Here is a 15,609-nt window from a genome sequence, read left to right on the forward strand (position 1 = left end):
AAGCTCATTTCGTTAACGATGCACAGTCACTAAGGATTGCCGTTCGAACTTGACCGCATCAGCCCTCGTATAAATCATATCAGCAGGAAGGGTTGGCGGATCTACCGTAGTGGGAGTCTCCCTAGTTAAACGAACATACTCGCTGCCATCTCCAGTAAAGTCAAACGTTCCAAGATTAACCCAACCCGACGAGCCAACTGTCGCATCGATATATGTGACCTCTGTCACCGACTGATGCTTCACTTCGACTTTGACATGATGATCGTTTGCTGTTGTATGGACGAGCTTATAAATAGAGACCGCATATCTCCCCTCTGGAAACTGGGCCTTCCTGGCTATCAGGGAAATGGATCCCGTCGAATGTAATCCAGCTGAGATTCGCCAATGTGCGGCTGCGCAGCGGAGGCAACGGTGGCGCTTGCTGCCTGCCGGATGTTCCCTTCGAACTTGACGCTATCTGCCCGCGTAATGATCGTTCCGGTTGTAGGTTGAGTTCGTGTCAGTCTGACAAATTCGGTATCATCACCACTGAAATCATAGGTCCCCAAATCAACCCAACCGACTGACGGATCTGATGATGGCCTTAGATCCATAAACATAACATCCTTAATCCCACTGTGAACACTTTCGATTTTTACATTGCTATCTGCTTTATCCGCCCAATCAAGCTTGTAGAAAGATATTTTCGCTGTTCCTAATCCCCCTCCGTCATTTTTATCATAGCATCTCACATACCTGCAAAATTTCTTTGATTTGTAGAATTTCTTATAAGATTTTAAATAAAAAGACCTACAGGCATTAGACTGCTGAGTAGCAGTCCGATGCCTTGCAGGTCTTTCAAGGGAACACATCAGTTACACTGGCGGCTGCACCAACAACAATTTCCCAAGCTGGATTACCGTTTGATTGTACCAATCCAGATGTTGCTGAACATGCTCTCTACTTCGTTCATTGCCGGATGCCTCAAACACTGCCGCTTTGTCTGTCTTCTCGTTATCGATTTCGAAACGCACCGTATGGTTCCCATTCGGAAGCTCCGGCAAGAATACATACTGATTCCGATTATGATCGTTGTACCGTGTGAATCGATCGACAAGGAACGGCTCCCCGCCATCCACCGTCACCTTCAATCTGCCGGAATCAGGTCCCCCGATATCGAACAGACCGATGTGCGTGCCTTGGAACTTCACCGTAATAGACTCTCCAGGATCGACTGCCCGCCATAGGCCGGGGAACAACCAATCGTACTTGCGGGCCAGCGCAAAATCATCGGGCGTCACGTAAGACCATCCTGCCGATAAATGGGCATGGACGTCCAGCGGCAGCATTGTTGCGTACTCCCAAGGATTGGACGGGACCAGAGGGTTCTGAGGCAGGTTATGTTCAACACGTCCCGAACTAACCTGAAGTTCACGAATCCGCTCAAATGACCGAGTGATCGTATCCGTATAAATCTGGTGTCCTTCGGGAATGATCGGATGGATCGAATCATGCGTAAAAATAACTGCCCCGGGAATGGACTCTCCGGCTCTTGAAGTGAAAACGAGCTTGCCCTCTGTCACCAAATGACTGACCGCTACGCCCAGATGAATCGAAGGAATACCGTAATAGTCTCCCAAATCCTCCTGCATAAGAGCTCCCTTCTGGTATTCCCCAGACTGAAATCCTCCTACATCCCGCTCTTTCAGCGTATAAACGAACAGGATATCTATGAATCGGCTCCGCTTCCGTATTTGACGGACAATGCCTTCAATCCGCGCCTTTGATTCGGGAACGCCGCCATCGTTACCGACAAATTCAACAAACACGAGATCAGGCTGATGGCGCAATACATCCGTCTCCAAACGGGCGCAGCCCAAATCTGATCCCGTACCGTCAATGCCTGCATTCACGCAGCGGATATCCGCCTTGGGATATTGCCCCCGAAGCCAATCCGCCGTCATAACCCTGTATCCTTCAGAGCGCGTATTACTGCCGCCAAAATAGACGATTGTCACGGTTTCCCCATTTTCCAACTTCTGAATGACATTAGGTAACCCTCTTCGAGGGAATAATTCCTGCATCACGATTTCACCTGACCTCACTTATCGTTTTGGGAGCAAACAATTTTACAGCAAACACTTCATGATAAGGCGAACCGTACGTTGCGCAGAAATGAATCCGGATTCGGATTACACCTTTCGCATCCATGATATGCTTATTCAACGTGAGATAATTTTCACGGATACTGATTTCCCTCTCGGTTCCGTCTTCTAACGTCAAAGTCACATCATAGTCTTGGATAAGGGACTCAATCGGATCGTCAAAATGCTCCAAGTCCAGCTGTGAATTGAAAACAAGATGGATTTCATCCAAATTTTTAGGACTTGCAAAACAGAGTTCCAACCATTCCTGTCCTTCCGTGCGTTCGGAAATCCAGCCGTTCGGCAGACCATAAGGTCTGGAATAGCCGTTGACAACATTCTCGGGGTTATACATATTCTGCGATGGCCGCAGGTCCTTAAAGCAAATGCTCTTATTGAATTTCTTTAGTTTCGACGGCTCTTCCGGCCTGTAATGGAAGCTGACCGCTCCTGTCATTTTCTCTTCATTCCCGTAGACGGCAAGGCTCTCCGTACCTTCCAGTACGATGTATATTTTGTCGTCCGCTGGCTTCGTGCAGCCCAAGTCCAGCGTAATCCAGTCGTCATGACCAGCTGTAAAGACCAAGCGGTAGTCTTTCATCTGGCTGGTGGGAATGTAGTTTTCCTTCCGCTGCCCGCCAAACAGCTTCACTTGCAGCATTTCCAAATGCTCGGAACTATTTTTAATTTTGATCCGTACGCTCTCCGCCACAGATGTCTGAATCGGCAAGACCAAACATACCCCTTGCTCCAAAGGAATCGTTTCGGTTGGATGAAGATTATCATAGCTGCGCTGAGATGAGGCACGAATATGTAATCCCTCAGCGAAGTAAGGATCCAATTCCTCTTTAAGCCCTACAATCGTTTGCCCGTCCCGAAGCAGCATCGCCTGCAGCTCTCCCATATGAGCTTCGACGATGTCTGCGGGGTCTACCTCATATTTCAAGCATAACGAAGCGGCCGTTCCAACTGCCTGCCCCATACAACCGCAGGTTGCCATTACCCTTGTAGATCCGAAAGCAACATGGGTAGCACTTATATTGCGACCAGCGAACATGAGGTTAGGTATGTTACGAGAAAATAAACTACGGAATGGAATATTGTACAAGCCCGGCACGAAATTCCATGCTGTAGCCGGTCCCTCATCATAGATGCCCTTAGCAGCATGTAAATCCATATACCATCCCCCGACGGATACAGCATCTTCGAAATACGGCTTTGCTGTAAGATCGTTCTGAGACAACATGTGATTCCCTATAAAGCGCCTCGATTCCCGCTTTCCAGGAATCGGGCATACATAATCCAGGATGAGATTGTCCACATCATCAAATTCGCCGCTATTTTTGATATAGTCCCAAATTCCGTAAACCAATTTCCGCAGCTCTAAGGCAATGTCTTCATTGTTTGTTATAACATCCATATGCCCGCCGAATTCCAGCCACCACAGTCCGCCGAGCCCGTTGATTTTTCTAGGAAAAGCCCGATGGTTCAAGCCTTTTCTGATACTATCGAAAAAGGCCAACTTCGTAATATCATACGCAAAGCCCGGTCTTCTGTACGGAACGGAATATTCTACATCGCGGGCTTGGAAAAGGATCGTGTCTCCCATGGTGTAATGGTCGGCCACTTCTGGTGCCAAGTCCTCCTGGTATTCATGCTTCGCTTCTCTCCCCCATCGGAAGTGAGCACCGGCCTGAAATCCGACAACCCCGTCTCCGGAGCAATCGATGTAGGTTTGGCTTTCAAAACGGAATTTCCTTTCGGAAGCCAATTGAAGGCCCTCCACCCATTGGATTCTGCCGTTCTCCATTCCCGTTTCATGCACACATGTATTCAGAAATAGAGAAATGTTAGGCTCAGCATAGACCATATCCAACAAAACCGTATCTGAAAGCGAAAGCATAAGCTTTTTGTTATATAACGGATTATAGCGGAAAATCTTCAATTTGAGCTCTTCCACCAAACCGCCCTCACGTGCATAATAGGATGGACTTTTACCGAGATAGGCCGACCCGTTGATATGAACCCTAACCTCACTGCTGGCATTCCCACCAAGAACCGGCCGATCATTAATAAGTGACACTTGCAACCCTTGACGAGAGGCAGCAATGGCAGCGCATAGCCCAGCAATACCTCCGCCTACGACGGTTACATCCGCTTTAATAAGCTCCATTTTGATAACCTCCATGATAAGATACATCTATCATGGTAAGCTTTTTGATCCCCGTTTTTTTACATGATTTCGAGAAAAATTCACACAATTTTTTGCAACCCTATTTGGTTTCATACCTTGTCATTTTTATCCGATATTGCTTAGGGGTATCCCCCGTATATTCTTTAAATAGTTTGCAAAAATACCCTTCATTTACAATGCCTACTACCTCGCACAATTCCAATATCGAGTAATCCTGAACAGTTAACAGTTCGAGAGCCAACTGTATTTTTTTACGGTTGATGTAGCTGATAACACCTTCGTTCATTGTTTTTTTAAATAGGCTGCTAAAATAAGATGGCGCTAAGTTCACATCCTCAGCTATGGCTTCCAATGTTAAACGCTGCTTCAAATTTTTCTCTATAAACCGCATGGCTCCCATGATTTCTGCACGATGTAATAGTTGGCCAGCGTGTATATATTCGAATGTGAAGTCGCCAATATAGGCTAGCTGCTCGCGAAATGCCATATATTCGATGGGAAACTCCGCTAAGTCCGTGGTTGGCGTGTTCCCCGATTTAAATTTCACTGTAATATCTCTATAGAAATCTCGAAGCATAGGTCCCATGATAGACTTGTGGATTTTATGATCCGTGACAAATTGATTTAAATCCGCAAATGCTTTCTCTAGTTCTTCCTTGACAACCTGTCTGTGCACCCATACAAGAAAATCAGCCAATTTCTGCTGAAAGTCCACTCTTCTGTCATTATGGTAATGGAACCGATGCGCTGGTGTTTTGACTACTTTCTCTGCATGATAATAGAAATCCTCACTCACATTGTGAGCTTCCGTGTAAGCTTGTTTGATGGATTCCCAACCTCGATGCGGACTGCCAAAAGCTACCGAAACCTTTTGATTCAAATACGTATACAGGTGGGAGACGATCTGAATCCCCAATGCCTGGCAAGCATATTCTGTATCCATCTCACTGCGATTATGTTCCCAGGAAAGAAAGCCAATAAACCGATTATCGGATAGATCCGTTGCTACACCACTGCCATAATTCATCACCGTTTCTTCGATGACATTCGTAATCGCATATTTCAAGATGCTTTGGTCAACCGCTGAATATTCATTTCGAAAATTTTCATACTGATTCATTTCAACAATGAAGCAGCAATAGTTGGCTTGAAAGAAATGAAACTGCATGCGATTGGCAAAATTCGATGCCCGATGCGAAGGTATTTCGCCTCTGATCAGTTCGTTAAAAAATTGTTTGCGAACTCTATATTTATTTTCAAGAACGGTTACGTTTAAAGATTGAAATTCCTCTTCTTTTTTCTTAACCTCATCCAAAATTCCAGCTGCCTTATTCAAAGCCCGGACCAAATCTGCTTCATTTAATGGAACCTTTACGATGTACTCCAATACGTTGGCGTGAATAGCTCGCTGTGCGTATTCAAATGATGAATAAGCAGTCAAAAGAATGTATTGGGTATGAGGCAGCTCCAGCTTTAACTGCTCAATCATGGATATCCCATCCATTCGGGGCATAACGATATCGGAAATGACGATATCTGGTTTTCGTTTTAATATCTCCTCTATCCCCTTCTGCCCATTATTCGCTTTTCCCACTAACTGGAATCGCCTTTCCTTATGGGAGAGCTCGCTAAAAAATAATTCCAATCGTTGAATGATTAGATCTTCGTCGTCAACAATGAAGCAAGTGTAGTCTCTCACCCTCATACATCTCCTTTAAACAAACCTGCTGGGAATATGGCGCGGACACGGGTTATTTCATTCGGTACGCTTATGATTTGGAGCCCGAACTGCTCCCCAAAGTGAAGTCTTATTCGACCATGAATATTATTTAACCCGATTCTTTTTCTTTTTACTTCCAGATCAGTCGGTTCTGCCGTTAAAATATGCTTTATTTTATCCGCTGGAATTCCCTCGCCTTGATCAATGACTTCTATGATGACGATGCCGCCCTCCCTGTAGGCATGAATCGTAATCGATCCTTCGATTCCCCCTCCGTTATAGCCATGGAAGATACTATTCTCCACAATGGGCTGCAGCAGCATTCGAAAAACCGGAAAATCCATTAACTCATCTTCGATATGCTCAATCAAGTCGAAGTGCCTGTTATATCGGATGTTCTGGATCGCGATATAGTCCGAAACATTTTGCAACTCCTGACGTAGTGAAACCTTCTCAGAAGCGTCGGCGATCCCATATTCCAAAGATGAAATGAGAGACCTGATGACCACATCTACTTTCTCTATTTGGCCGAGGCGTATGACATTGCTAATAGCTCCAAGTGTGTTATATAGAAAATGAGGGTTTATTTGAGATTGAAGCACTTGGATCTCCAGCTTCCGCTCCAGTTCGTTATGCTGCTCTCCTCTACGAATCAGTTCCACAATTTGCTGCAGCATACGGTCGAATGCCCGGGAAAGGTCGCCGAACTCATCGTTTCGCTTAATGGTAACTGTCGTGGTCAGATCGCCTTGCTCTACCCGCTTCATTTTTGTTTTGAGCGCATAGAGCGGATTCCTTATATATTTGGCAATAAAAAAGGAAATGAACAAACTTAAGAGAAGACCTGCAACTAGAAGCCCGATATAGTAGGTTTCCAATCTGGACAACGCAGCTTCCAAACGAGATTCATCATTGATCGAAATGATGGACCAATTGAATTTCTCCGTCGGTTTCTTCAGAATAGAGACTGGTAACCCCTCTTTGGTATGCAGTTGAAGACTTGTTCCTGTCGTATCAAGAATTTGTTCCGCTGACGTGTCCCCGATTGAAAAAGTATGATCTTGAATATTCAGGGGTCCTCTACTTTCCGAAAATCCGGCAATGATTTTACCCGATGCGGTAATAAGAGCCAGATTCATTTGTTCTTTCTTATTAATCTTGAACAAGGTTTCTTCAATGGCATTTAGATCCAAATCTACGGCTATAGCCATAGGAAACGGAGAGCCATTCAGATATCGCACCATCGTAACGGTCCAGCCGGAATACTTCGATTTATAAGGATCACTGACAAACGTAGTCCTTCTGTTCTTGTCGGCCGCATCAAATAAAGGTTTTCTGTCGGATAAAGGTTCATCGAAAATTCGCGTAGCCGTGCTTCCGCCTAGAATGGATAAATCATTTTTAATCAAGTAGATGTTGCTGACGTAATTACTGTTGAGTTCATACAACTCTCTTAATTGCTTTTTGATTACTTCTGTATTGTCAATGTTTGCTTTCACCGATGTTTCGACCGAGAACAAGATCGTCTGGAAGGAGGAAAAATTAACAGTCAAATACTGGTCAACTTTGTCCAAAATTTGGTTTGTGTAATAAATATCGTTGGTTCTTATCTCCTTTTGAACATAGCGATAGGACAATTGGCTTATCAAGATGATGCAGCTTAATACAAACGCAAACACAATCAAAAATAGTTTTAAAGGCAAGCTGATTCTTCTTCGCATCGGTCATCTTCCTTTTACATCTGTATTCAACTAAGCATAGCATAGGACAACAAAGAGAGGGGCTATTTATCGCCTCTCTCTTCGTTTATTTACTTGATTAGGCCAGCATCTTTAAATTGTTTAACTGCCGTATCCTTATATTTCTGCATGTCAAACTTCGTATCCAATGTTTTGAGGAAGTTGTCCCAGTTCGTGAGAGGGTCTTTGCCAGACATAAACTTGACTAAGCTTTCATTAATGAAACGAGTGCGGTCCGCTGCCAAGCTATCACTCGGGTCTGCCGTCAACAAATTTCCGGGCAAAGTAGGCCCCACATATTGCTGATTGTTCGTGAAAGCTTCTGCTGTCTTCGGATTCTGGAAGCTGAAATACTCGGCATCATCGCCTCGGCGCGGCATTCTATAATGATCGACCCATAAGTACTTTTCTTTCATATCCTTGGATAATTCAGAGGTTTTATTTTTGATCTTGCCGTCTACCACATCCCAATGAATCCCTTTAATTCCGTATGCGAAATTCGGATAGGCTTCTTTGTCCGTAAACATATACTCAAGCATGGACAGGATTCGAATGATTTTATCCTTGTCGGCTTTCTTGGAAATGGCCCATGAATTGCCTTGGAACGATTTTCTCTCCACGATTTGATCGCCGTATGGCCCCTTCATTGGAGGAATGACGATCCATTCCGGTATTTCTCCACCAATTTCTTTCATTTTCTGCTGATAATCCGGTTCCAATCTGCGGGCATCTCTGATCATGAAGCCAACTTTACCTTTAAATAACTTTTGATCCAACAGATCTGGCGTATTCATCGTCACCCAGTCTGGATCCACAACATTCGCTGTCATCATTTTATTAATGTAAGCGAGCGCCTCTTTCATTTTGGGATCGATAAATAGATACACTGGTTTATTGTCTTTCACTTCAATGGCTGAGGGCGGGTTAACGCCAAACATCCACATCAAGCTATCGAAACCGTAGGTTTGCAGGTTGCCTTCTTTATTCATACCGCCTATGAATCCATACGTATCGTTTTTGCCGTTTCCATCTGGGTCTTTCTCTGTAAAGGCTTTCATCACTTCGAACAGCTCGTCAGGGGTTGTCGGCACTTTCATATTCAGCTTTTTTAACCAATCGTTGCGGATGAAGAAACTTCGACTGATACCGTTTACATTATCATAACCCGGAACTCCGATGGTTTTTCCCAAATAGGACGTCGCCTCCCAGGAATCATTTCCAAAACGCTTCTTCAATTCGGGAAATTGATCCAAGTACGGCGTCAGATCCGCAAGAACACCTTGATCATAATATTGTGCGAGATCCGCCCGACTCTTCAAGAAAAGCAAATCGGGCATATCCCCGCCAGCAATAAGTGTATTCAGTTTGGTAGTTGCTTGCCCAGCTTGGGGAACCATCATATCCAAGTCGATGTTTACCGCCTTCTCCAACATTTGGCGTTGAACATCTTCATCACGTGGAGGTATCGGAGCGGCAGCGTTGAAAGTACCTTGGTTAAACATTGTTATTTTCAGTTTGGTCGCGAACTTGTTAGCCTCGGATTGAGGGCTGTTCGAAGCTGCCGGCTTAACATCTTCTTTGTCCACACATCCTGACAATAGCGCTCCCAGCCCTATGGTAGCAGCCAGAACGGTAAATGAAATCTTTTTACGTTGCATATTGACCTCTCCTTTTGCTTGTATTCTATATTATCACGGTGTCCCCGTAACAACCTAGGTAGAAATTGCTTTTAACCTTTAATCGATCCCATGAGTACTCCCTTCGTAAAATGCTTTTGCATAAATGGATAAACGATCAAAATCGGAACTGTAGTCACAACAACAGCAGCCATTTGCACGGCGAACTTGCTAACCGTTCCGGAATTGGCCATCGAGTCAGCACTTTGTGTTGCGATGTTAAGCAGAATGTTGCGCAAGACAACTTGGAGCGGCATTAAGTTCGAATCATTCAAGTAAACAATCGCATCAAAATAACTGTTCCAATGCCCCACGGCATAAAATAGGGAAATCGTGGCAAGGACGGGCAAGGACAGGGGTAAAATGATTCTCCATAGCGACTGAAGTTCACTTGCGCCATCGACCCTTGCTGATTCCTCGATTTCAGCAGGCAATTGCTCGAAAAAGCCTTTAATAATCACCAGATTAAATGCACTAATGAGATGCGGGATAATTAATACCCACGGACTGTTTAGCAATCCCAGAGAGCGGATTAACAAATACGTCGGAATTAACCCTCCACCAAACATCATGGTAAACACAATGAATATTAAAAATGTGCTGCGTCCTGGCAAATATTTTTTGGATAACGGATAAGCCGCTATGATCGTAAAAACCACATTTAACGCAGTACCTACAATCGTTCGAAACAACGTGATTTTATACGCCTGCCCGATACCATGAGAAAAGAATACTTCTTTGTAGGCTAGAATGGTAAAGGATTCAGGTATAATCACAATTCCTCTTCTTAACACTTCCGATTCTGGTGTCACCGAAACAGCAACCACATATAAAAAAGGGAGTAAGCAAAGTAGGGATAGTACAATAAGAATCATATAAACGGCTGCTTGCCATACTTTTTCACCGACTGTCATGTTAATCATTTTGAAAACCACCTCACCAAATTTGCCCATCGAATTTTTTTGCGAGCTTGTTCGCCGCCAAAACTAAAGCAAATCCGATGATCGCTTTAAACAATCCCACAGCCGTTGCCAAGCCAATCTTAAGACGCTCCAACCCTTCACGGTATACCCATGTGTCGATAATATCGATCTTCTCCTGGTTAAAGCTGTTGGCAAACATGAATATTTGGTCAAAACCAGCATCCAGAATATGGCTTAATTTGAGGATCAGCATCAGAATAATAACGCCTCGAATGCCGGGTAATGTGACATGCCATAGCTGTCTCCACTTGGAAGCGCCATCAATTCGAGCTGCTTCATATAAGCTTGGATCAATTCCTGCTAATGCGGCGAGATACAATATCGCTCCCCAGCCAATATCCTTCCATATTTCAGATAAGATGATCAACACTCTGCCCCAGGCAGGTTCCGTTAGAAAAGAGATCGGCTGAATACCATTTTGCTTTAAAATCATGTTAAAAAGGCCATCCCCTGGGGCTAATAATGCCACCATCAGTCCATAAACAATGACCCATGAAAGAAAATGAGGCAAGTACGTGATCGTTTGTACCACTTTTTTGAACCATTGGGTATAAACTTCATTGAGAAGCAAAGCAAGTATGATAGGAGCGGAGAAACCGAACAATAGCTTATATAGCGATATGATAATCGTATTTCTCATAATGTCCCAGAAATAAACGCCATGAATAAAATCTTTAAAATTTTTCAATCCCACCCATGGGCTATCCCATAGTCCCAAAGCTAGGTTGTAGTTTTTAAAAGCAATGATAATTCCTGCCATAGGAATATATTTGAATACGGCAAAGTAAACCAATGCCGGGAATAAGAGAGCATACAACACTTTATACTTCTGTATCGTTCTTATCCATGAATTTCGCTTTTTGGGGAAGGGAATGGCGTCCGCTGCCAATTTCGCTTGCATATCATCACCTCGTCTTTATTTATATTTGTATAATAGCACCCCCCTATCGGATAAATTTCTGTGATTTCAAGAATTTCTTACAAGATATTAAGGAAGTGGTCATAAAAACAAGCTATTAAACTGAAGATCAAAAATAAAGGGTTCCATACATTAGGCATGACTAATGTGTGGAACCCTTTTGAAATATCGTATCCGTTTGTTGATCATTGTTCCGTACGGTCCAATTACATCTCCCTTTAGCTTAACGAAAAGATCATGAATTTTCTGCGCTCATCTCCTTAGCTGCTTCGGTAATTTCGATACGTGTCACTGTTGTAAGAAAAGATAACTCCTTACCAAGCGCTTTCTTAATTTGCTCTGCGGCCTCCTCTTTCTTCCCGAGTTTTTTAAGGGTCAGCGCATAGTAATAGTAAGGCTCGGCGCGTTTCGGTGATTTAGACATCAGTTTCTCGAACATCGCCTCTGCCTCCGTCATTTTGCCAAGCATGTAATAGTTCAATGCGCAGTTATCCAGAATCGTCTGGTCATCGTTGTTAAATGCATATGCTTCGAGATTGAACTCTAGCGATTCGTTCAGGTCGACGTGCATCAACTTGAAATAGCCCAGATTGCCGTATACCAGCGTGTTTTTGTATTGTTCGAACACGCCATCCAGTTCCTTGACGCTTTCGTTCCTCTTTCCTTGCAGCCAGTATGCGGTAGCCAAATTGCAGCGAGCCTGCATCCTAATCTCGTGATTCGCGGTGCGGCCAAGCAGCTTCTGCAGCACAGCCTCCGCTTGCTCCGACTCGCCTGTCCTCATTAGCAAATAGGCGTAGCCGATCTGATGCTTCTCCGGACACGGCTTGCTGGCATATGCTTTCTGGTACCAAGCAAGCGCCTGCTCGAACCGGTCGGCCATGAATGCCGAACTGCCGCGAATGGTATAGTAGCTCGATCTGGAGGCATACACCATTCCTCCGACCATCACGATAATTAGTCCCCACCCGAGCAACGTATGTAAGCGAAATGCGATAATCATAATCAGTACAAGTACAGCGCCGGTAAGCGCCACTTTGATAAGTAGCTTCATTAAACCATCCCCTTTTCGTATATTACAATAATAGCTGGAAGCGGAGATCTAGCCAACTGTAGTGTAAAAAATCACATAGTTGTTGCTGATGCTATATGATTTCGGCCCATGGCAAAGTTCTATTGCGAACCAAGATGTACTTAAACAAAAAAGGAAGCATCTGTATGGTGAACTGCTTCCTAGTCATTGCACTCTCGTTCGCCGTTAACCTAATGATTTATCGTTAAGAATACGTAAAGTCTCAATGGCTTTCCAGAATACCGAGTTTTCCAAGAATCGTAAATAGTAGCATTTTTGAAACCATATGTTGCTCTTTAGCTGAGAAGGCTGCCGATATAATAAATCGACAGCCTTCTCATGATATTCTTTGAACTATCGATCCTCGATAGCCTCGATACCCTTTGTCAGTTTATAAACGTATTAATAAATGATGGTCTTCGTACAACGAGCGGAATTAAATACCCCAATGGAACAAATACGGCAATATTGGCAATTAGATTGATTGATGAAGGCACCATTCCTACACGGATGTAAGAATCAATAGATGAAGATATCGTCCTAAAGGGAATCAGTTCTAAATTCCATTAACCCATAGCTTTCTGTGCTTTATTACTAGCAACTCTATCGACTACCCTTTGTATATCGCCGAAGAATTTCACAATCACAAAGTTAACTACGCCGATTAAATACACAATGAGGATATGCTTTGAATTTATTTTACCCATGATAGTTGATACTTTTCTCCCTCTTGGCACCAAACTTCCAATCAATATACTCACCCCATTCTACCATATATTGTAACTTTCCTCCCGTTAGCGTAACCGGCTCCGTTACAGCCTTGTTATTTGGCTCCCCCGCCAGTTAGATCAACCAAAAACTGACGTGATCAAGAATACATAGATATATAGCTTAGCGCGATCCATCGGGAATGTCATAATCTTCTTGTCAAAATCGGGAATGTCCTCAAGTTCTTGTCATCCGATTTTGACAAGAACTTGAGGACATAAAAAGAAAATCTGCATCAAATAGGACTTTTAATGTAACCATGTTCTTGGTCGGATGTGTCTAATGACACAAATCTGCCTACATAAATGACACAAAGTTCCCATCATTAGCCGCCTCTATTAAAATGGAGTGCTGCTCGATGATTTATGTTTATTATGAACAATCACTCATATGTTTAACATAAAGACTGGAACAGGCTGCTGTCAATAAGAAGGTGCCGTTTTTCCTGCATATAAAGAGACCGATCCATTGTTCTTGTTAGGCTTGGACCGGTCTAGGTTACTTAATTTCTGAATTCTACTTGCTGTGGCTTCTTAATCAGGTCTAGAAATTGATCGATGCCCCACATCCAAACCGTTCCGTCTTTTTTAATAACAGACTCCGTCGTTAAATCCCCACTCAATATAGAGATTTTCACAGAAGCCGCATTTTCGATATCCTCTAGTTTGAATAAATCTTTCCAGACTCTTTCAGGCTTGGCTCCAAGCGCTTCCCATTTCTCAATAAAATATCCCAAGCCCCAAACAGTACCATCTTTTTTCACAAAGAGAGCATGGTCATTGCCGCTAGCAAAGTCAACAACATCGGTAAGCCCATCCATTCGATACGGCGCTGCAGGCACTTCTGCCAAACCATCTTGATCTTTGGATAGTATGGTTCTACCCCAAGTCCAAACGCTTCCATCTTTATCGAGGGCATAATGATCGCCGCCCAGCTTAACGATGTCTTTTAAATTCTTAAACTGTACGGGTTTAACATCTCTGATGGAGTCATAAAAAGACCAGTTTGCGCTTGGCCTAGAGACATAACCATCATAATTCCAAACCGATCCATCCTCTTTTAAAAATGTCAAGTCATAGGAAATCAACATATCTGTCACATGATCTAAGCCCTCAATTTGAATGGGCTCCGTTTTTAATGAAGCATAAATAGGATCGTCTTTTAACATACCCGGTGCTGCCTCAAACATCCAAACCTTCCCGTGTTTATCAATAGCCATACCAATCATGCCCGCAACATCAACTTTAACAATGTCCTTCAAATTCGGAATCTGCTCACCCAACTTGACGGAAGCATGCTCATTCAGATTGCTTTTTACTCCGAGTGTCTCAATTGTCCAAACGGTACCATCCTTTTTCAGGGCTAGAATCATACCGCCATTTTGAGAAATACTTTTCACTTCTTTGATGTCAGGGGTTTTTATCATTAGATTCGTAAAAAAACCGTCTTTTACGGAGATTGCATGCCATGAGAAGCACCAAACATTCCCTTGATCATCCACCGCCACCGGAAAATTCGGGTTATTTACCTGCACAATCCTGGGTTCATTTTTCCCCAACTCATCCGTTGCGAATACCGACAACGGTGTAACTACGGCAAGCGATAAAACCGATAGCACTGCTGCGGACTGAACGATGCGTTTTGACCAACATTTCAATTTCAAAATCTTCATCTCTCCTTTTTTAAGGTAACAATTTGATAAACCATTCAACAAACCCATTTTTTCCCAGTAATATAGACGCTAAAAATAGGAAATAGTTGCAATTAAATGAAAAAAGACCGATTCATAGGCCTTACTAGGCTTGAATGGGTCAAATGATATACATTTAGGTGGCGCAAGCAACGACAAAGAAGTTATTTTGAAGTTCTGCTTCGAAATAACAGGAACAAAACTAAAGAAACTAACAACCCAAAGCATACCACGTCATCAGGTAAAACTGGTGAACCAAAGAAATCGAAATAAAGCTGCTACGTACCCACTCAAATACTATCAAAGAATCAAACACCCGGTTTACTTGGCTGGGTTCTTTTTTGGGGAATATAAGTGTTAATGATAGAGGAACAGCTGCCGCTTCTAATGTAACTTTTACTAATAGTTCGGGAGATAGAGGGTATGGTCTATGTTCGGTATGCTTAAGCAGATCCACGGAATATGGTCAACTCCTCTTGAACTTCTCATATCCGCATACTAAGAAACAACCTCATTTGTCTATTTCATTTCAAGAGATAGACTTCCTAATAAAACAGCGGCGGATTAGGAACTTAAACCGCGTTCTTAATGATGAAGCTTTCTCTCTGATACGATACCACATATTGGAACTAAGTAGAGTAAAGGACTGGGGATCCCAGCCCCTCCTCATCAAACCGTACGTGCAGTTTTCCCGCATACGGCTTTCCGACGTTCTTCATCTAGGA

Annotated in this window: 11 protein-coding genes; all 11 read right to left on the reverse strand. The window is 43.4% G+C overall.

The features are described from left to right. Positions 1–12: 12 nt before the first annotated feature. The 11 genes from AC58VC_RS05830 to AC58VC_RS05880 all read right to left on the reverse strand — a co-directional run bounded on the left by AC58VC_RS05830 (position 13) and on the right by AC58VC_RS05880 (position 14,857). A complete protein-coding gene (locus tag AC58VC_RS05830) occupies positions 13–378 on the reverse strand; it encodes a golvesin C-terminal-like domain-containing protein (protein WP_497367918.1) in 366 nt (121 codons plus the stop codon). After that, positions 339–731: a hypothetical protein gene (locus AC58VC_RS05835; RefSeq protein ID WP_497367863.1), complete on the reverse strand. Its 393-nt coding sequence runs from the start codon at positions 729–731 to the stop codon at positions 339–341. Before AC58VC_RS05835 ends, AC58VC_RS05830 begins: the two co-directional genes overlap by 40 nt. 123 nt (positions 732–854) lie before the next feature. Next, positions 855–2,063, reverse strand: a complete 1,209-nt coding sequence (locus AC58VC_RS05840) for an SGNH/GDSL hydrolase family protein (RefSeq protein ID WP_497367864.1) — start codon at positions 2,061–2,063, stop codon at positions 855–857. A 7-nt stretch (positions 2,064–2,070) separates the two neighbouring features. Continuing rightward, on the reverse strand, positions 2,071–4,296 hold the full coding sequence (locus AC58VC_RS05845) for an FAD-dependent oxidoreductase (RefSeq protein ID WP_497367865.1): 2,226 nt from the start codon (positions 4,294–4,296) through the stop codon (positions 2,071–2,073). A gap of 100 nt (positions 4,297–4,396) precedes the next feature. Then, on the reverse strand, positions 4,397–6,016 hold the full coding sequence (locus AC58VC_RS05850) for a response regulator (RefSeq protein WP_497367866.1): 1,620 nt from the start codon (positions 6,014–6,016) through the stop codon (positions 4,397–4,399). A gap of 2 nt (positions 6,017–6,018) precedes the next feature. Then, complete coding sequence (locus tag AC58VC_RS05855) at positions 6,019–7,758, reverse strand: sensor histidine kinase (protein WP_497367867.1); 1,740 nt, start codon at positions 7,756–7,758, stop codon at positions 6,019–6,021. Positions 7,759–7,847: 89 nt separating this feature from the next. Continuing rightward, positions 7,848–9,434 carry an extracellular solute-binding protein gene (locus AC58VC_RS05860; protein ID WP_497367868.1) on the reverse strand — a complete coding sequence of 529 codons (1,587 nt, stop codon included), beginning with the start codon at positions 9,432–9,434 and terminating at the stop codon, positions 7,848–7,850. Between the two features lie 71 nt (positions 9,435–9,505). Continuing rightward, positions 9,506–10,375, reverse strand: coding sequence for a carbohydrate ABC transporter permease (locus tag AC58VC_RS05865; protein ID WP_497367869.1), 870 nt, complete (start codon positions 10,373–10,375; stop codon positions 9,506–9,508). Positions 10,376–10,388: 13 nt separating this feature from the next. Continuing rightward, complete coding sequence (locus AC58VC_RS05870; protein WP_497367870.1) at positions 10,389–11,336, reverse strand: ABC transporter permease; 948 nt, start codon at positions 11,334–11,336, stop codon at positions 10,389–10,391. A gap of 253 nt (positions 11,337–11,589) precedes the next feature. Continuing rightward, on the reverse strand, positions 11,590–12,408 hold the full coding sequence (locus tag AC58VC_RS05875; protein ID WP_497367871.1) for a tetratricopeptide repeat protein: 819 nt from the start codon (positions 12,406–12,408) through the stop codon (positions 11,590–11,592). Between the two features lie 1,288 nt (positions 12,409–13,696). After that, positions 13,697–14,857 (reverse strand): RCC1 domain-containing protein, encoded by a 1,161-nt coding sequence (locus tag AC58VC_RS05880; protein WP_497367872.1) that lies wholly within the window; start codon positions 14,855–14,857, stop codon positions 13,697–13,699. Positions 14,858–15,609 lie beyond the last annotated feature (752 nt).

The organism is Paenibacillus sp. J22R67 (assembly GCF_059692175.1).

Coding starts and splice junctions, on each gene's coding strand:
- AC58VC_RS05840 (WP_497367864.1), bottom strand. CDS start 2,063: ATGCAGGAATTATTCCCTCGAAGAGGGTTACCTAATGTCATTCAGAAG.
- AC58VC_RS05845 (WP_497367865.1), bottom strand. CDS start 4,296: ATGGAGCTTATTAAAGCGGATGTAACCGTCGTAGGCGGAGGTATTGCT.
- AC58VC_RS05855 (WP_497367867.1), bottom strand. CDS start 7,758: ATGCGAAGAAGAATCAGCTTGCCTTTAAAACTATTTTTGATTGTGTTT.
- AC58VC_RS05860 (WP_497367868.1), bottom strand. CDS start 9,434: ATGCAACGTAAAAAGATTTCATTTACCGTTCTGGCTGCTACCATAGGG.
- AC58VC_RS05865 (WP_497367869.1), bottom strand. CDS start 10,375: ATGATTAACATGACAGTCGGTGAAAAAGTATGGCAAGCAGCCGTTTAT.
- AC58VC_RS05870 (WP_497367870.1), bottom strand. CDS start 11,336: ATGCAAGCGAAATTGGCAGCGGACGCCATTCCCTTCCCCAAAAAGCGA.
- AC58VC_RS05875 (WP_497367871.1), bottom strand. CDS start 12,408: ATGAAGCTACTTATCAAAGTGGCGCTTACCGGCGCTGTACTTGTACTG.